Origin of the sequence: Amorphoplanes digitatis, assembly GCF_014205335.1 — a bacterium.
Taxonomy (GTDB): Bacteria; Actinomycetota; Actinomycetes; order Mycobacteriales; family Micromonosporaceae; genus Actinoplanes; species Actinoplanes digitatus.
Map to the genome: position 1 here is coordinate 3,083,336 of NZ_JACHNH010000001.1, position 18,169 is coordinate 3,101,504.

12 protein-coding genes are annotated in these 18,169 nt (G+C 71.0%); 3 read left to right on the forward strand and 9 right to left on the reverse strand.

Features of this window, described 5'->3' with window-relative positions:
* Positions 1-219: 219 nt before the first annotated feature.
* Together BJ971_RS13310 and BJ971_RS13315 are read left to right on the forward strand one after the other, a co-directional pair.
* Positions 220-2,643: an alpha-amylase family glycosyl hydrolase gene (locus BJ971_RS13310; RefSeq protein ID WP_239087729.1), complete on the forward strand. Its 2,424-nt coding sequence runs from the start codon at positions 220-222 to the stop codon at positions 2,641-2,643.
* 105 nt (positions 2,644-2,748) lie between these two features.
* Positions 2,749-3,171 carry a hypothetical protein gene (locus BJ971_RS13315; protein ID WP_184992990.1) on the forward strand — a complete coding sequence of 141 codons (423 nt, stop codon included), beginning with the start codon at positions 2,749-2,751 and terminating at the stop codon, positions 3,169-3,171.
* Positions 3,172-3,247: 76 nt separating this feature from the next.
* Here BJ971_RS13315 and BJ971_RS13320 read toward each other — a convergent pair whose 3' ends face one another.
* The 8 genes from BJ971_RS13320 to BJ971_RS13355 form a co-directional block, all read right to left on the reverse strand.
* Positions 3,248-7,324 carry a tetratricopeptide repeat protein gene (locus BJ971_RS13320; protein WP_184992991.1) on the reverse strand — a complete coding sequence of 1,359 codons (4,077 nt, stop codon included), beginning with the start codon at positions 7,322-7,324 and terminating at the stop codon, positions 3,248-3,250.
* Between the two features lie 267 nt (positions 7,325-7,591).
* Positions 7,592-8,932 (reverse strand): glycoside hydrolase family 43 protein, encoded by a 1,341-nt coding sequence (locus BJ971_RS13325; protein WP_239087638.1) that lies wholly within the window; start codon positions 8,930-8,932, stop codon positions 7,592-7,594.
* 76 nt (positions 8,933-9,008) lie between these two features.
* Positions 9,009-10,358 (reverse strand): BNR repeat-containing protein, encoded by a 1,350-nt coding sequence (locus BJ971_RS13330; RefSeq protein WP_184992992.1) that lies wholly within the window; start codon positions 10,356-10,358, stop codon positions 9,009-9,011.
* 80 nt (positions 10,359-10,438) lie between these two features.
* Entirely contained in the window at positions 10,439-11,989 is a 1,551-nt protein-coding gene (locus BJ971_RS42090) for a tetratricopeptide repeat-containing diguanylate cyclase (RefSeq protein ID WP_377885274.1), read from the reverse strand.
* Positions 11,990-12,060: 71 nt separating this feature from the next.
* Positions 12,061-12,270: a hypothetical protein gene (locus tag BJ971_RS13340; RefSeq protein ID WP_184992996.1), complete on the reverse strand. Its 210-nt coding sequence runs from the start codon at positions 12,268-12,270 to the stop codon at positions 12,061-12,063.
* An 80-nt stretch (positions 12,271-12,350) separates the two neighbouring features.
* Positions 12,351-13,661, reverse strand: coding sequence for an NAD(P)/FAD-dependent oxidoreductase (locus BJ971_RS13345; RefSeq protein ID WP_184998826.1), 1,311 nt, complete (start codon positions 13,659-13,661; stop codon positions 12,351-12,353).
* Positions 13,646-15,016 (reverse strand): aspartate aminotransferase family protein, encoded by a 1,371-nt coding sequence (locus tag BJ971_RS13350; RefSeq protein WP_184992998.1) that lies wholly within the window; start codon positions 15,014-15,016, stop codon positions 13,646-13,648. The genes BJ971_RS13345 and BJ971_RS13350 overlap by 16 nt, the downstream gene beginning before the upstream one ends.
* Entirely contained in the window at positions 15,013-15,468 is a 456-nt protein-coding gene (locus tag BJ971_RS13355) for an Lrp/AsnC family transcriptional regulator (RefSeq protein WP_184993000.1), read from the reverse strand. Before BJ971_RS13355 ends, BJ971_RS13350 begins: the two co-directional genes overlap by 4 nt.
* A 236-nt stretch (positions 15,469-15,704) precedes the next feature.
* Between BJ971_RS13355 and BJ971_RS13360 the strand changes: the two genes are divergently transcribed.
* Entirely contained in the window at positions 15,705-16,910 is a 1,206-nt protein-coding gene (locus BJ971_RS13360) for a saccharopine dehydrogenase family protein (protein WP_184993003.1), read from the forward strand.
* On the opposite strand, the gene gabT is transcribed toward BJ971_RS13360, so the two are convergent.
* Positions 16,884-18,167, reverse strand: a complete 1,284-nt coding sequence (gene gabT, locus BJ971_RS13365; protein WP_184993005.1) for a 4-aminobutyrate--2-oxoglutarate transaminase — start codon at positions 18,165-18,167, stop codon at positions 16,884-16,886. The genes BJ971_RS13360 and gabT overlap by 27 nt on opposite strands.
* Positions 18,168-18,169 lie beyond the last annotated feature (2 nt).

The window sequence follows — 18,169 nt, forward strand, 5'->3', positions numbered from 1 at the left end:
CCGCGCGGCGGCATTTCATCGATGCATGTGCACGCCTCTTTACGTCATCGTCATCGCTTGGTAACTTCTGAAACAACTTGCAAGGTCTTGCATGGCTCGGGCGAAGCGCAGGCCCCGGTGCAGGGCAGTCATCCGCAAGACGTTCCAGCAAATGGCTCAACCGTGACCCCGTGGTGCCCCCGCCACGGGGCTTGCACGCACCCCCTGAGGAGCCCCCCGGTGAAGGTGAGCATCAGAAGACGTCTCGGCCTGGCCATGGCATCGGTCCTGGCCGTCGCGACGTTCGGCTTCGTCGCCGCCGCGTCCGCCGCGAGCAGCGTGACCGTCTACTACCAGCGCCCGTCCGGCTGGACCACGGTCAACATCCACTACGCACCGTACGGCGGCAGCTGGACGGCGGTACCCGGCGTGCCGATGCAGACGGCCTGCACGGGCTGGCTGTCGCGCACCATCGACCTCGGCGACGCCACCGGGCTACAGGTCGTGTTCAACAACGGCAGCGGCGTCTGGGACAACAACAACGGCGCCAACTACAGCCTCGGCACCGGCGACGTCACGGTGGCCGCCGGCCGCCCGGGCACCGGGAACCCCTGCGCGACCGCCACGCCGACGCCGACGGCCACCAGCTCGCCGACGGCGACACCCACGCCGACTCCCACGCCGACGCCGACGGCGACACCGACCTCCGCGCCCGGCACCCCGACCGGCACGCCGCTCGGCGGCGACCCGCGCGAGGACAGCATCTACTTCGTCATGACCGCCCGGTTCAACGACGGCGACACCGCCAACAACCGCGGCGGCAGCCAGCACGTGAAGTCCGGCAACGCGGCGAACAACGACCCGATGTTACGCGGCGACTTCAAGGGCCTCGTCGACAAGCTCGACTACATCAAGGGCCTCGGCTTCTCGGCCATCTGGATCACGCCGGTGGTGCTCAACCGCTCGGACTACGACTACCACGGCTACCACGGCTGGGACTTCTACCGCGTCGACAGCCGCCTGGAGACCGCAGGCAACACCTACCAGGACCTGATCGACAAGGCGCACGCCAAGGGCATCAAGATCTACCAGGACGTGGTCTACAACCACAGCTCCCGCTGGGGCGCCAAGGGTCTCTTCACGCCCACCGTGTACGGCGTCCGCGACGCACAGTGGAGCTGGTACTACGACCAGAAGAACGCGGGCTTCGCCTACGACGGCCTGACCGTCGAGCCCACCTCGGGCAAGTCTTACTACAACGGCGACATCTGGTCCACGACCGAGCCGGTCGGCAACACCTGCCTCAACTGGGGCAAGCCCACCGGCGGCAAGAGCGCCGAGGGGTACACGCTCTACAACTGCCAGTGGCCGAGCCCGACCTCGGGCATGTTCCCCGCCGAGTACTACCACCGCTGCTGGATCGGCAACTGGGAGGGCGAGGACGCCCGCAGCTGCTGGATCCACGAGGACCTGGCCGACTTCAACACCGAGAGCACCGTCGTACAGAACTACCTGATCGACGCGTACAACAGGTACATCGACATGGGCGTCGACGGCTTCCGGGTCGACACCGCCGTGCACATCCCGCGCAGCACCTGGAACCGGCGCTTCCTGCCGGCCATCCAGCAGCACGCGGTCGCCACCCACGGCGAGAAGGGCAAGGACTTCTACGTCTTCGGCGAGGTCGCCGCGTTCGTGCACGACAAGTGGAACCGGGGCTCGGTCAACCACTCCGCGCAGTTCTTCACCTGGAAGGAGCGCAAGGAGTACAGCGCCGACGACATCCGCGCGGCCGCCGAACAGTTCGAGTACGAGAACCTGATGGGCCCGGGCAACCAGCCGACCAGCACGAACGCGTTCCTCAACGGCAACACGTACCACGCGCCGGACCACAGCAAGTTCTCCGGCATGAACGTGATCGACATGCGCATGCACATGAACTTCGGCGAGGCGAACAACGCGTTCTACAACGGCAAGGACTCCGACGACAGCTACAACGACGCCACCTACAACGCCGTCTACGTCGACAGCCACGACTACGGCCCGAACAAGTCCTCGGTCCGCTACGCCGGCGGCACCGACGCCTGGGCCGAGAACATGAGCCTGATGTGGACGTTCCGCGGCATCCCGACGCTGTACTACGGCTCGGAGATCGAGTTCCAGGCCGGCAAGCCGATCGACTGCGGGCCGACCTGCCCGCTGGCGACGACCGGCCGCGCGTACTACGGCGACCATCTGGCCGGCTCGGTCACCGCGACGGACTTCGGCGTCGTGTCGAGCGCCTCCGGCGCGATGGCGACGACCCTGGCCCAGCCGCTGGTCAAGCACGTGCAGCGGCTCAACCAGATCCGCCGGGCGATCCCCGCCCTCCAGAAGGGGCAGTACTCCACCGAGGGCATCTCCGGAACCATGGCGTTCAAGCGCCGCTTCACCGCCGGCGGCGTCGACAGCTTCGCGCTCGTCGCCCTCTCCGGCACGGCCACGTTCACCGGCATCCCGAACGGCACCTACGTCGACGCGGTCACCGGTGACACGCAGACCGTCGGCAACGGCACGCTGACCGCGGCCGCCTCGGGCAAGGGCAACCTCCGGGTCTACGTGCTGAGCCAGCCGGGCAACCCCGCGCCGGGCAAGATCGGCACGGCCGGCCCGTACCTCAAGTAGTCACCACCGCGCAGACCGCCGGCCTCCGCACGGGGGCCGGCGGTCTGCCATTTCCGGCTCGCGCCATGGCCCGCGCGGGCGGCTCGGGCGTACCATCGGCACACCATGGACCTGCACTGGTGGTCGATCGAGGTCTTCGACGGCGCGGCGCTCTCGGCGGCGCGCTGGCAGGACGCGCACGGCAACGCCCTCACCGAGGCCGCCGTGACCAACGGCGCCTACGAGTGGCACTGGCACCGGCACAGCTGGGGCGTGCTGTTCGAGATCGCCTTCCGCGGCGACGAGCAGTGGCCGGTGTTCCGGAACCTGCCGGCCGTGCGGGCCGCCCTGGACGCGGTCCCCGACCCGCTCAACGGCCTGATGGTCTACCCGGGCCGCGGCGGCAGCTCGGGCCGGGTGCACCCACGCCGCCCGCGCCCGGTGTCGGGCGCGGGCGCGGCCCAGCTCCCGATCGAGCCCGAGCCGCTCTCGGCCGTCCTCGCCGAGTCCCACCCACCCGTCACCACCGCCGGCATCCTCGCCGCGTAGCGGGGGTGTCGCCAGGCGTCACCGCACCAGATGATTCCGTCACCGTCGGCCCAGGCGGTGCCGTGCCGGGTGCCGGTCAAGAGTCGGTGGGTCCTTGCGGGGTGTCGATTCTGCTCAGGAGCGTTCTGATGTGCGTCTCCAGGGCCGAGTTGCCGATCGTCCGGGCTGCGGTGAGGCTGCTTTCGAGTACCGCCTCAGCTGCGTCGGGCAGGCTTGCGGCCAGCAGGAGCTCGCCCAAGGTGCTCCCGACGACGGCGACACCGTCGGGTCGCTGGAGTCGATGGAAAACCTGAAACGCTTCGACCATGTGATCATGCGCTGATTGGTAGTCCCGCTGTGCCAGTTCGATTTGTGCCTGCCCCCAGTTGACTGAGGCGATGCCGCCGATGTCGCCGAGCCGTTCATAGACCGGCAGCGCCTCCTCCTGGTGGATGCGGAGTGCCTCGTCGTAGTCGCCGCGCTGGTAGAGGATGTCGGCGATCCTGCCCCAGGTGATCGCGGTCTCGCGGGTTTCGCCGAGGCGCTTGTAGACCGGTAGCTGCACTTCATGGCGGATGCGGAGTGCTTCGTCGTAGTCGCCGCGCTCGTAGAGGATGTCGGCGATCTTGCCCCAGGCGACCGCGGTCGAGCGGATGTCACCGAGCCGCTCAAAGACCGGCAGCTGCACTTCTTGGCGGATGCGGAGTGCCTCGTCGTAGTCGTCCCGCTGGAACAGGATGTCGGCGACCTTGCCCCAGGTGACCGCGGTCGAGCGGGTGTCGCCGAGGCGTTCATAAACCGGCAGCGTCTCCTCTCGGTGGATGCGGAGTGATTCGTCGTAGTCGCCGCGCTGGTAGAGGATGTCGGCGATCTTGCTCCAGGTGATCGCGGTTGAGTGGGTGTCGCCGAGGCGTTCATAGACCGGCAGCGTCTGCTCTCGGTGGATGCGGAGTGATTCGTCGTAGTCGCCGCGCTGGTAGAGGATGTCGGCGATCCTGCCCCAGGTGATCGCGGTCTCGCGGGTGTCGCCGAGCCGCTCAAAGACCGGCAGCTGCATTTCTCGGCGGATGCGGAGTGATTCGTCGTAGTCGCCGCGCTGGTAGAGGATGTCGGCGATCTTGCCCCAGGCGACCGCGGTCGAGCGGGTGTCGCCGAGCCGTTCATAGACCGGCAGCGTCTCCTCCCGGTGGATGCGGAGTGCCTCGTCGTAGTCGCCCCGGTGGAAGAGGATGTCGGCGACATTGCCCCAGGTGACCGCGGTCTCGCGGTTGTCGCCGAGCCGTTCATAGACCGGCAGCTGCACTTGGCGGTGGATGCGGAGTGCCTCGTCGTAGTCGCCCCGCTGGTACAGGATGTCGGCGATTTCGCCGTCGACGGCCGCAGCTTCCAGCTCGGAGCCGGCGGTGGTGAACAGTTGGTGAGCCCGGCGCAGCAGCTGCTCGGCCTGTTGGAGATCGCCGCGGGTGACCAGACGCCGGGCCCGCTCGCCGAGCGCGCGGGCGTGATCAAGGGGATCGACGCCCGGCTCGTCAACGCCGGCCGTGCTCTGGACCGCCCGCTGGAGCAAGGCGTCGGCGGCATCGCCGTCACCGCTGCTGGCCGCGGCGTCGGCGACCACCCGCAGCAGCACCCCCGGCACCGGCGTCCCGTGCCGGTCGAGCAACGCGACAACCTCCGAGCCGAGCCGAAACGCGTCGACCGCCGGCCCGGCCCGCATGGTTCGCACCGCCTCGACGGCACAGGAGGCGGCCACGGTCGGCTGGTCGGCGAGCAGAGCGAGACGGGTGAGCTGCAACGCCAACAGCGGATCCCGGTCGCCCTGGGGCGCCGGCCCGCCCCACGCGGTGTGCAACGGCTCCACCACCGCGGCGGCGGCCTCCGCCCTTTCGCTGGCGGTCAGCGGGGTGAGCCTGCCGGCGGTCAACGCGTTCACCGCGACCGCCGGCCGGTCCGGCCGATATCCGTCAGGGAAGACGTCGGCCAGGCCGAGCCCGCACAACCGCTCGATCGAGCCGCCCGTCCGCGCGGCCGGGACCGCGGCGACCGAGTCCGGTACCGGGAGGTCGAAGACGGTCAGCTGTCGCAGCAGCGCGGTATGCGCCGGTCCGGCCTGGTCGATCAGGGTGTCCAGGGCCAAGTTCTCCAGGAACTCGCGTACCTCGGTGTCCGAGGGCAGCCGGCCTCGGTCGAGGTAGGCCTCCATCCCGGCCACCGCCGTTTCTGCCCGTGCGGCGTCGACCGCCTGGCTGTAGACCAGCCGCCCGCCGATCAGATCCTGCAAGCCGGGATTGCCCCGGCTGACCGCCACCGCCCGTTCCGCGAGCTGCTGGCGTTCCTCTCGCAGCTGGTCGGTGGTGCGGGCCTGCTGCCGGCGGGCCAGTTTGCGCTGGGCCACCGCCGACAACGGCTCCAACTGCACCGCCTCCAGGCGGTCCTGCAACCCGTCCAGGGTGAACCGGAACCGGCTGGTCACCACCAGCCGGCTGTCCGTCACATCCGGGCTGAACGCCCGCAACACCGCGGCCAGCACCGGCGCCACCCCGGCCGCGACCCGGTGCAGGCCGGCTGGATCCGGCTCCAGGATCTGCTCCAGGTCATCCACAATCAACAACAGCGGCCGCTGCCCGTCGGCCGTCTGGGCGCACGGCCCGGACAACAGATCCACCAGCAGCGACTCCAACGCCTCCGGCCGCTGCCGCACCGCCGACAGACCTTGCTCGATCAACTCTCGGGCGGCCGGGTTGGTCTGCACCGCCACCGCGATCGCGTCCAGCACACCCAGAGCGCTGTAATCGCCGAACACCACCGCCACCGCCCGATCGGTGAAACGGTCCGCGATCCGCGCCGCAAGACTCGACTTACCCAACCGGCCCTGACCGTGCAACAACACCCCGGCCCGCTCACCGGCACGCAACGCCTGCAACGTCTGCCGCAACTCGCGGCGCCGGCCCACGAACATGCTCGGCTCCGCCACCGGCACATGCTGCTTCTTCTTGTCCAGGAACGTCTTGGTCGCGTGCCCGGCCGACAACAGCGTCCGCTTACGTGTCCCGGACACCACCGGCCCGCCCCCGTCCGGACCCAGCCAGACGCGCGCCAGATGCCAGTCCTCGCGCAGCCGCGGGTTCGGCGAGGCCAGGACCGCCCGGCGGGCGTCACCGACCGCCACCGCCAACGGCGCCCGATCCCGCAACCGGCGATACAACTCCTGCGCGAACAGGATCGCCGCGCCATCGGTCACCGACCCATCCCAGCCGATCACCGCCGGCACCCCCGCCGCGACCAGCCCGGTCGCCATCGAATGCGCCACCACCCCACCCGCACCCACCGCCGCCCCGGCACGCCGGCCGGGACCAGCCGGTAGATGCCCGTCGGTGTCCGCACCGGTCGCTGTCAGGCACGCCGACACGAACACCAGCCGGGTCTTCCCGTCGACCAACCGCACCAACTCCGGCGCCGCCGTCGGGCGGCCCTGACCGAGCTCGTCCTCCATCAGCAACACCGGCACACCCGCCACACCCGGCCCGGCCCGCCAGTTGTTCACCCCGTGACACGACAGGTGCACCACCGGCATCCCACCCAGATCCGCCAGCCGATGACCCAACTGCACCGGATCCCCGGTGTCCTCCACGACGAGATCGATCCGCGGGTCACCGATCGCGTCCAGGATCGCCGACTCCTCGGCCTCGAAATCCAGCTCCGCCTGCCCCCGCGGCGACGATGCCATGAACATCACACCCAGACGAAACCCGTCCAGGGTCTGCGCCGGTTTCGGCGTGCCGAGCCGGCGCACCACCTCGAATCGCGCCAGTCGGTCCGCGGCCAGGAGACCTCCGTCCGGGCGGGCCAACACCTCGAACGGGGCCCGTAGCACCGCCCACGCCGCATCCGACGGCTGCTGCGGTGCTTGCACCTCGAACACCACCGGCGCTCCCACCCGTTTCAACAGCGCGCTCAGCTGCCGGTGATCGCCGTCCAGCCACTGAAACAGCTCCTGGCCCAACCCGATGAACTCCGCGTCGTCGGCGGCCGCGTACACCGCCCGCACATACCGGTCCGCGAGCTCGCGCAACGTCCGCGCATCCTCAGGCCCCAGCAACCGGCGCGGCCCGACCCGCTCTCCGCCAGCCAGAACCTCAAAACCCGCGTCGTCAAGCACCAGACCGGTGATCACTAGTTTCGCCTCTCGCCGTTACTAGCAGCCACCGCACCCTAGAAGAAACAACCCCTGGAACACGACCCCCCGACCGTTTACATCCGAAACCGAACGGGTGCCGCCCAACACAACCCCGCCAACCAACCGGCCACAGCAGACCGAGTGCGGGGGACGTGACGGAAGCGTGTGGTGACGCTCGCGGTCCTGGTAGTGCCGCCCGCGTGAGCTCGCCGGCCGGCAACCGTGCGGGTTGGGGGGATGCGCACGGTTGCCGGACGGACGTTTCTAGGCGAGCGGCGTCGTGACGGTGAAGGAGGCGTCCGCCCGGAGGGTGGCGCTGCCGTCGTTGCGGTCGATGCGCAGCTCGTAGTTGTAGTGCCGGATGTAGAAGCCCGGGTAGTTGTACGACTCGAACGAGGTCGTCCCGGTGCCGGACAGGCCGGCACGGCCGCAGAAGGTGGCGTCATTGCGGAACGTCGCCGTGCCGTCGTTCGCGGCCAGCACCAGGCGGTTGTTGTAGTGGCGCAGGTAGCGGCCGGTCGGGTTGATCGACTGCAACGAGTAGCAGTTGCCGTTGGCCAGGCCGGCGCCGACGGTGAACGTCGCGGACTGCCGGTCGGCGGTGCTGCTCGCCGAGCTCAGCGGGTCGATGTAGCCCAGGTTGTCGCGGTGGCGCACGTAGCGGTCGGTGAAGTTCGCCGAGCGCAGCGACCGGTTGCCGGTCGGCACGGCGGTGCTGTCGCCGACGTTCTCGCGCAGCACGGTGAAGTGCCGGACGGTGCCGGAGAGCCCGGGCAGCTCGGTCTTCGCCGACCAGGTGTTCAGGTCGGTGCTGTCCGCGTAGTAGTAGCGGCCCGCGCCGTACTGGTCGAAGTAGAGCCGCCAGGCGCCCGACGGGAGCTGCACGAGCGCCGGGCCCTCGAGCCCGGAGCCCCAGCCGGCCCAGTTGCCCGTACCGGTGAAGGTCCACGGCCCGGTGAGCGACGCCGCCGTCGCGTGCTCGATGTACTTGGTGGTCTCGTTCTTGACGAACGCGTGGTAGGTGCCGCCGGAGCGCACGACGAACGTGTCGATGTGGTTCGCCGGGATGCCGATCGCCGCACGCGAGCTCCAGGTGGAGAGGTCGGCGCTGGTCGCGGTGATCCGGTACGGCTGGAACTGCCCCGCCGTGCCCGCGGTCGACGCGGAGAAGATGACGTGGATGCTGCCGTCGGTGTCCTTGAACCACTCCGGCGCCCAGGTGCTGCCCGTCGAGCCGTTGAGCCCGACGGTGACGTTGCGCAGGAACGTCCAGTTCACGTGGTCGGCGCTGCGGGCGAAGCCGATCGTGTTACCGGTCCAGTTGGTGGTGTAGACGATGTAGTAGTAGCCGTCGGTGTGCCGCATGACGCTCGGGTCGCGGATCAGCCCGGACGGCGGCGTGTAGGCGTTCGCCCGGATCAGGCTGTAGTCCGTGGCGTTCGACGAGTCGTAGACGTACATGTTGGACTCGCTGGAGTTGGTGAACGCGGTCATCAGGTAGTGCGGTGCGGGGCCGGCCGCGGCGGCGGGGTTTTCGCTCAGCCCGACCCAGGCAGCGCCGGCCGCCAGGCCGCTCAGGGCGGCGGCCAGGATTCGTCGGTGCACGGCTCCTCCAATTGTGACCGGTAACAATCGATGGCGTTCATCTCAGCGCAATACATAGACTCCCGTCAAGATGCGGTCAGGGGCGGACCGTCCAGTCCTGCACGTCGATCTGACTGCCGCCGTAGCGCGGGGCGAAGATGCTCAGCACGCCGAGGCCGCGCAGCCGCTCGTGGTCGATCAGCGGGTCGGAGTAGTAGATCGCCGCCGAGGTGTACCGCAGCGTCCAGTCCGTCCAGCCGGAGGCCTTCGACGCGGTCTCGATGTGCAGCTTGCGGGTCGAGGAGTCCCCGCTGGCGACGTAGAGGTTGTCGCCGGCGTCGACGCCGATGTCACCGCGGCTGGACCGCTCCAGGAACGGCGTGTAGGTCTGGTGCCACACCTTCGACGCCTTGTCCCGCCAGTAGTGCACCAGCACGGCGCTCTCCCGGGCGGCGGTGAAGTCCGCATTGGACGCGGCCGCCGCGGGCAGGTGCGACGCCAGCACGTGCACGATCCCGGCCGCGTCGACGACCTGGGACTCCTGGTTGATCAGGCCGCGGTTCTGGCCGATGGACCAGACCCGCAGGCCGGCCGAGTCGGAGATCAGCGGCGTGCTGCCGGTCGTCGCGACGACCGTTCCGGCGTTGTTGCGCCAGGTGCGCCCGTCGTCCCGGCTGTACGCGTAGAACAGGTCGTGGTTGGTGCTCGCGTTCGAGGTCTCGCGGACCGTCCACGTGGCGTGCAGCAGGCCCGTCGAGTCGTACTCGAGGCCGAACAGGTAGGCGTTGTTGTCGGCCGTGGTGCCGTCGATGAACCGGCCGACGAGGGTCCACGCGCCGGACGCGTACTCGTAGAGCACCTCGTCGCCGGCGCCGCTGGTGCCGGTCCGCAGGGCGAGTTGCAGCTTGCCGGCCGGGGTGGTGAGGAACTGCGGGTAGGTCAGCGCGGGCATGGCCGCGCCGGTCAGCGTCGTCCGCACGGCGCCGAAGCTGCTCGCCTGCCAGGCCGCGGTGTCCGGCGAGGTGGCCAGCCCGGCGACCGACCTGCGGTAGCGCAGCGCCGAGGAGTGCATGTCGAAGGCGAGGTGCAGCGTGCCGTCCTGCCGGGAGACGCCGATGCTGATGGTGTTGTGCGAGTCGGTCGAGGTGGTCGCGTAGTCGGTGAGCCGCAGGTTCTGCCAGGCGCCGGACGGCAGCTTGCGCCGGGACAGGTTGACGTAGCCGCTCTGGTCCCAGAACGCCGTGTACTGCCAGCCGGCGACCGTGGTGATGCCGTCCTGCTGGAAGGACTCGCCGTTCATGTAACCGGTGTAGGTCAGCGCGGTCCGGCCCGTCGTGGTGAGCACGGTGACCGAGGTCTGTGTCACCGACGGCGCCGCCGCCAGCGCGGGCGTGCCCGCCAGGAGGGTGGCGAGCAGGAGGACAACGGCGAGCATGAAACGTTTCATCGATCGACCTCGAATGGCTTCGACGGTGCGCGGAAGGCTCCCGAGACGTTAAGCCGCCGGATCCGAGACAGTCAAGTCCATCAATGCGCGGCGACGCTCACCCGGTTGCGGCCGCCGTGCTTCGCGGCGTACAGGGCGCGGTCGGCCCGGGCCAGCACGGGCGACGGATCGCTGCCCAGCGCGGCCGTCGCGACGCCGAGGCTGACCGTCACCGGCAGGCCGCCGGTCAGCGGTGCCCAGTCGTGCTCGGCCACCGCGCGGCGCAGCTCATCGAGCCGCAGCGCCGCGCCGGCGTCGTCCGGTCCGGCGATCACGACCAGGAACTCCTCGCCGCCGAGCCGGGCCGCGAAGCCCGGCGCCGCGGCGGCCTCGAGCAGCAGCCCGGCGACCGCGACCAGCACCCGGTCGCCGATCTGGTGCGAGCACTGGTCGTTGATCCGCTTGAAGTGGTCCAGGTCGGCGATCGCCACGACGGCCGGCGTCCGCGCCAGCAGCGCCGGCAGCTGCTCGTCGACGTACCGGCGGTTGTGCAGGCCGGTCAGCGGATCACGCCGGGCCTGCTCGCGGAACCGCTCGGCCTCGCGCCGGGCCTCCGCGGTCTCGAACATCGCGTGCCGGGTGCGGGCCTGTGCCGCCCGCTCCCGCGACACCAGGCGCTGCTCGGCCGCGTGGTACTCCTTGTGCGCCGCGAACGCGCGCGCGAACTCCCCGCGCGCGGCGTGCAGCTCCGCCTGCTCCTGCAACACCCGTACGCCGATGCCGGCGAGGTCGCGCTCGCGGCACAGGACGGCACACTCGTCGAGGCTGTCCTGCGCCTGCGCGGTGTCGCCCAGGTGGCGTTGCGCCACGGCGAGGGTGAGCAGGAACTCGGCCATCGAGTCGATGTCGTCCCCGCCGCCGGCCGCCTGCTCCGCAACGTTCGCGCGGGCGGTGCGGGCCGCGTCGCCGTGCCGGCCCAGGGCGATCTCGATGCGCGCGAGTGTGTCCACCGCGTCCGGGGTGAGCCGCTGCCCGGCCCGGTCGGTGGTCTCGCGCAGCCGCTCCATGGCGGCCCAGGCCCGCTCGAAGTCGCCGGCGAGGTACTCCGCGTACGCGAAGTTGTTGAGCACCGTCACCAGCATGGCGGTGTCCGCCAGGCCCAGCGCGATCTCCTCGGCCTGCCGGTACCGCTCGCGGGCGGCGTCCGGCGAGCCGGCCATGGCCAGGTCGTCGGCCAGCTTCACCAGCATCACGGCCCGCAGCCGCGGCGGGGTGTCGTCGTCGAGGAACTCGACGGCGCGCAGCGCGTGTTCGAGCCCGGTCGCGGTGTCGCCGAGGTTGTCGTAGACCGCGGACAGCATCTGATGGCTGCGGGCCAGCAGCGGCCGGTGCGCGCGCTCGTCGGCCCAGCTGTTGGCCTCCCAGCACATCCGGGCGGCCCGGGCAACGTCGCCGGCGCGCCGGTGCATGTTGGCCTGCAACAGCCGGGCGCGGACCTGCACCGCCTCGTCCGGCAGCGCGCGTGCGGCGAGCTCGATCTGCTCGGAGCGGGCCAGCACCGTCTCGGTGTCCGCCCCGAAGCGGTCCTCCAGCGCGGTCAGTTCCGCATCCAGGTCGCGCCCGGCGATCGAGGCCTCACTCACAGCGTTCATTATCGGTTGCCGCCGCCCGATCCGGAACCTCCCGACCGCCCCGCGCGGCGTGCCGCGCGGGGCGTATTCGGTCAGACCATCAGGTCCACGGTGCCGGTCTTCTCCTGCCGCTCCGCCAGCGCCTTCACGTCGGTCTTGACGACCGCCTCCTTGTCCGCGGCGGCGACCCTCTGTGCGCTCTTCTCGGCGAGGTCCGAGGCGACCTTCTCCTGGAACCGCTGGAACTCGATGCGCGCGGCGGAACCGGTCGAATTCGCCGGGCCGATGCCTTCTACCGCCATGCCGTACTCCCGTCAGATGATCTACTCTCGGCCCTTCCATCGGCCGGTCGATCGACATCTGCACCTTTATTCGCGAAATCCTAAGGACGGGCGCGTTCCAGCCGGTCGCGCAGGGCGGTCGCGTGCCGGACGGAGTTGATGCCCAGCCAGCGCAGCGGCTCCGGTTCCCAGCGCCGGGACCGGTGCCCGACCCAGGGCAGCCCGGTCAGGTCGGTGCCGGCGCCGGTGATCAGGTCGGCGAGCGTCCGGCCGGCCAGGTTGGCCGCCGCGACGCCGTCGCCGACGTAGCCGCCGGCCCAGGCGACGCCGTCGCGGAGCCCTACCGAGGGCATCCAGTCCCGGGGGATGCCCAGCGGCCCGCCCCACCGGTACTCGACCGGCATGGACACGCCGAACAGGTCGGCCAGGGCCCGGCGCAGCGCGTCGAAGACCGCCGGCTCCCGGTCGTACGCCGGGCGCACCCGCGACCCGAAGTGGTACGGCGCGCCCCGCCCGCCGAACGCGAGCCGGTCGTCGGCGGTGCGCTGACCGTAGACGATCAGGTGCCGATAGTCGGTGAACGTCTCCCGCCGGGCCAGCCCGATCCGCTCCCACGCCGACGGCGGCAGCGGCTCGGTGGCGATCATCAGCGAGTACACCGGCGCCAGCGCGTGCCGGTGCCCGGCCAGCCCGGAGGTGTAGCCCTCCAGGGCGCGGACCACGACGTCCGCGCGTACCGTGCCGTGGTCGGTGACCACCGACCCGCGCGACAGCCGCAGCGCCCGGGTGCCCTCGTAGATCGCGACGCCGCCGCGCTCGACCGCCGTGGCCAGGCCGCGGACCAGGGTCGCGGGCTGTAGCGAGGCGCAGTCCGGGCTGAAGGTTCCGCCGCGGACGCCGGTCGCGCCGCAGATGCCCGCCGCCGCAGCGGCGTCCAGCAGCCGCACGTCCAGGCCGTACTCCTCGGCCTCGCGCGCGGAAGCCTCGGCCCGGCGCAGCTGGGCGGCCGAGCGGGCCAGCGCCACCGTCCCGCCCTTGGCGAAGGAGCAGTCGATGCCCTCCGCCGCGGCCGCCCGGCCCACCTCGTCCACGCTCGCGGCCAGCGCGCGGTGCATGGCCACGGCGGCGTCGCGCCCGTGCCGGCGGGCCAGCGCGCTCACCGGCACCGGGAACAGCCCGGAGCACCAGCCGCCGTTGCGGCCCGACGCGCCGAAGCCCGCGTACTCGGCCTCCAGCACCGCGATCCGCAGGCCCGGGTCGGCGCGCGCCAGGTAGTACGCGGTCCACAGCCCGGTGTACCCGCCGCCGACGATCGCGACGTCGACGTCGCGGTCGCCGGGCAGCGGCGACCGGGCGGCCGCCGGCTCGTGCGCGGCGGCCAGCCAGTACGACGCGCTCAGAGGTGGGTCCAGGCCTCGGTGAGCACCGAGCGCAGCGCCTGCTCGATCTCGGCGAAGTGCTGCTCCTCGCAGATCAGCGGGGGAGCGAGCTGGATGACCGGGTCGCCGCGGTCGTCGGCGCGGCAGTACAGCCCGCTCTCGAACAGCGCGCGGGACAGGAAGCCGCGCAGCAGCCGCTCGGACTCGTCGGCGTCGAACGTGGCCTTGGTGGCCTTGTCCTTGACCAGCTCGATGCCGAAGAAGTAGCCGTCGCCGCGGACGTCGCCGACGATCGGCAGGTCGGTCAGCCGGTCCAGGTAGGACCGGAACAGCGCCGAGTTCGCCCGGACGTGGCCGTTGAGGTCCTCGCGCTCGAAGATGTCGAGGTTGGCCAGGGCGACCGCGGACGCCACCGGGTGCCCGCCGAACGTGATGCCGTGCGAGAACGAGTTCGCGCCGGTCAGGAACGGCTCGACCAGGCGCTCGGACGCGATCATCGCGCCCAGCGGGACGTACCCGGAGGTCAGGCCCTTGGCGCAGGTGATGATGTCGGGGGTGTAGCCGTAGCGGGCCGAGCCGAAGTACTCGCCGAGCCGGCCGAACGCGCAGATCACCTCGTCGGAGACGAGCAGCACGTCGTAGCGGTCGCAGATCTCGCGGACCCGCTGGAAGTAGCCGGGCGGCGGCGGGAAGCAGCCGCCGGCGTTCTGCACCGGCTCGAGGAACACGCAGGCCACCGTGTCCGGGCCCTCGAACTCGATGGCCTCGGCGATGCGGTCCGCGGCCCAGATGCCGAACTGCTCCTCGCTCATGGACTCGTCGGGGCGCCGGTAGTAGTTGGTGTTCGGCACCTTCAGCGCGCCCGGCACGAGCGGCTCGAACTCCTGCTTGATCAGCGGCAGGCCGGTGAGCGACAGCGCGCCCATTGTGGTGCCGTGGTACGCGATGGTCCGCGAGATCGCCTTGGTCTTCATCGGCTTGCCGGTCAGCTTGAAGTAGCTGCGGGCCAGCTTCCACGCGCTCTCGACGGCCTCGGAGCCGCCGGTGGTGAAGAAGACCCGGTTCAGGTCGCCGGGCGCCAGCGCGGCGAGCCGCTCGGCCAGCTCGACCGCGGTCGGGTGCGCGTAGGACCAGAGCGGGAAGTAGGCGAGCTCCGAGGCCTGCTTGGAGGCGGCCTCGGCCAGCTCGGTGCGGCCGTGCCCGGCCTGCACCACGAACAGGCCGGAGAGCCCGTCCAGGTAGCGGCGGCCCTGCTGGTCCCAGATGTACGGCCCGGAGCCGCGCACGATGACCGGCACCTCGGCGGCGCCGGCGCCGGTGTATGAGGACATCCGGGTGAAGTGCATCCACAGATGGTCCCGGGCGGCGGCGGAGAGTTCTTCGGTCATCGGGTCCCCCACGCGTAGGTCTGCTTGGCGAGCTTCAGGTACATGAATGTCTCCGTTCCGGTGACGCCCGGCACCGCACGGATGGAGTCGTTGAGCAGCGTCAGCAGGTGCTCGTCGTCGGTGCAGACGAGCTCGACGAGCAGGTCGTAGCCGCCGGCGCAGTAGACGACGTAGTCGACCTCGGGTATCTGGGCGAGGGCCTCGGCCACCGGGCGCAGGTCGCCGGTCACCTTGACGCCGACCATCGCCTGCCGGGCGAAGCCCAGCATCAGCGGGTCGGTGACCGCGACGATCTGCATCATGCCTCCGTCGAGCAGGCGTTGTACGCGCTGCCGGACGGCCGCCTCCGACAACCCGATGATCTTGGCGAGCCCGGCGTAGGACATGCGTCCGTCGCGTTGCAGGTGCTCGATGATCTGCTTGTTGACATCGTCCAGGGCCAGGTCCGTCACGCTGCGATTCTGGCTTGAGCCCGGGGGAATCGCAACGGAATCCGTTGGCGAGTTCCGGCCGGTCCCGTGATTCCGTCGCGCTGACCCCCCGAAGGTGGCGCGGGCGCTCCGGGCCGGCGGTGTCGTGGTCTCACAACTGCGTTTATCGCAGATTTTTGGGCCATTGACAAGCGTTTCCGTCGCGCTAACGTGCTCGTAACACGTTTTCGGTGCTTGTTACGCGGAGAGGCGTTGTCATGCGTGTACTGCTCGTAGGTGCCGGCGGCGTCGGCGCCGCGGCCGTCGGCATCGCCGCCCGCCGCGACTTCTACGAACGCTTCGTGGTCGCCGACCGAGACCTCGCCCGCGCACAGGCGGCGGTGTCCGGGCATGAGCCGAAGGGCTTCGTCGCGGCCGAGCTGGACGCCTCGTCGGCGCCGGCCGTGACCGCGCTCTGCCGCGAGCACGGCATCACCCACGTGCTCAACGCCGTCGACCCGCGCTTCGTCATGCCGATCTTCGACGGCGCGCACGCGGCCGGCGCCGACTACCTCGACATGGCCATGTCGCTGTCGCGCCCGCACGCCGAGCAGCCGTACTCACTCACCGGCGTCAAGCTGGGCGACGAGCAGTTCGCCGCGGCCGGCCGCTGGCTCGACGAGGGCCGGCTCGCCCTTGTCGGCATGGGCGTCGAGCCGGGCCTGTCCGACGTCTTCGCGAGGTACGCCGCCGATCACCTCTTCTCCCGGATCGACGAGATCGGCATCCGGGACGGCGGCAACCTCGTCGTCGCGGGCTACGACTTCGCGCCCTCGTTCTCGGTGTGGACCACGATCGAGGAGTGCCTCAACCCGCCGGTGATCTGGGAGGCGGACCGCGGCTGGTTCACCACCGAGCCGCTGAGCGAGCCGGAGGTCTTCGACTTCCCCGGCGGCATCGGCGAGGTCGAGTGCGTGCACGTCGAGCACGAGGAGGTGCTGCTCATCCCGCGCTGGGTGCCCGCGCGGCGGGTCACCTTCAAGTACGGCCTGGGCAAGGAGTTCATCGACGTCCTGAAGACCCTGCGCAAGCTAGGGCTGGACCGCACGGCGCCGGTCAAGGTCGGCGGGGTGTCGGTGTCGCCGCGCGACGTGGTGGCGGCCTGCCTGCCCGACCCGGCGGCGCTCGGGCACCGGATGACCGGCAGCACCTGCGCGGGCACGCTGGTCACCGGCGCGGACCGCGACGGCGATCCGCTGACGGTGTACCTCTACCACGTCGTCGACAACGAATGGTCCATGCGGGAGTACGGGTCGCAGGCGGTCGTCTGGCAGACGGCCGTCAACCCGGTGATCGCCCTGGAGCTGCTCGCCGCCGGGGTGTGGCAGGGCGCCGGCGTCCTGGGCCCGGAGGCCTTCGACGCCGTGCCCTTCCTCGACAAGCTCGTCGAGTACGGCTCACCCTGGCAGCTGCGCGAGCAGTGATCCGGCGAGGATGTCCAGGCCCCGGGTGACCTGCTCCTCGGAGATCACCAGCGGGGGCAGGAAGCGCAGCACGTTGCCGTAGGTGCCGCAGGTCAGCACCAGCAGCCCGGCGTCGTGGCAGGCCCGGGCCACCGCCGCGGCGCGCGCCGGGTCCGGCTCGATCGTCCCGGGCCGGACCAGCTCGACGGCGAGCATCGCGCCGCGGCCCCGCACCTCGGCGATGCCCGCGCCGGCCGCCGCGACGGCGTCCAGGCGCGGCCGGAACCACGCCTCGATCCGCTGCGCCGCGGTGTTCAGGTCGAGCTCGCGCATCGTCTCGATGGCGGCCAGCGCCGCCGCGCAGGCGATCGGGTTGCCGCCGTACGTGCCGCCCAGCCCGCCGGGGTGCACCGCGTCCATCAGCTCGGCGCGGCCGACCACCCCGGCCAGCGGCAGCCCGCCGGCCATGCCCTTGGCCGTCGTCACCAGGTCGGGCTCGACGCCCTCGTGCTCGCAGGCGAACCACGCGCCGGTGCGGCAGAAGCCGGTCTGGATCTCGTCGGCGACGAACACCGCGCCGGCCGACCGGGCCCAGGCCGCCAGCGCCGGCAGGAAGCCCGGCGCCGGCACCACGAAGCCGCCCTCGCCCTGGATCGGCTCGATCAGCACCGCCGCCACGTTGGCGGCGCCGACCTGCTTCTCGATCACGTCGATCGCCCGCGCCGCCGCCTGCTCACCGGAGAGGCCGCCGTCGCGCAGCGGGTACGACATCGGCGCCCGGTAGACTTCCGGCGCGAACGGCCCGAACCGGTGCTTGTACGGCATCGACTTGGCGGTCAGCGCCATCGTCAGGTTGGTACGCCCGTGGTACGCGTGGTCGAACACCACCACGGCCTGCCGCCCGGTCGCGTGCCGGGCGATCTTGACCGCGTTCTCCACCGCCTCGGCGCCGGAGTTGAACAGCGCCGCCCGCTTGTCGAAGGTGCCCGGGGTCAGCGCGGCGAGCTGCTCGCAGACGGCGACGTACGACTCGTAGGGCGCGACCATGAAGCAGGTGTGCGTGAACCGCTCGACCTGCTCGCGGACGGCGGCGACGACCCGGGGCGCCGAGTTGCCGACGCTGGTCACCGCGATGCCGGAGCCGAAGTCGATCCACTCCCGGCCGTCGACGTCGTGCAGGCTGCCGCCGGCCGCGCGCTCGACGTACGACGGGATCACGGAGGTGACCCCGCGCGCGACGGCGGCGCCGCGGCGCTTGTGCAGTTCCTCGGAGTTCATCG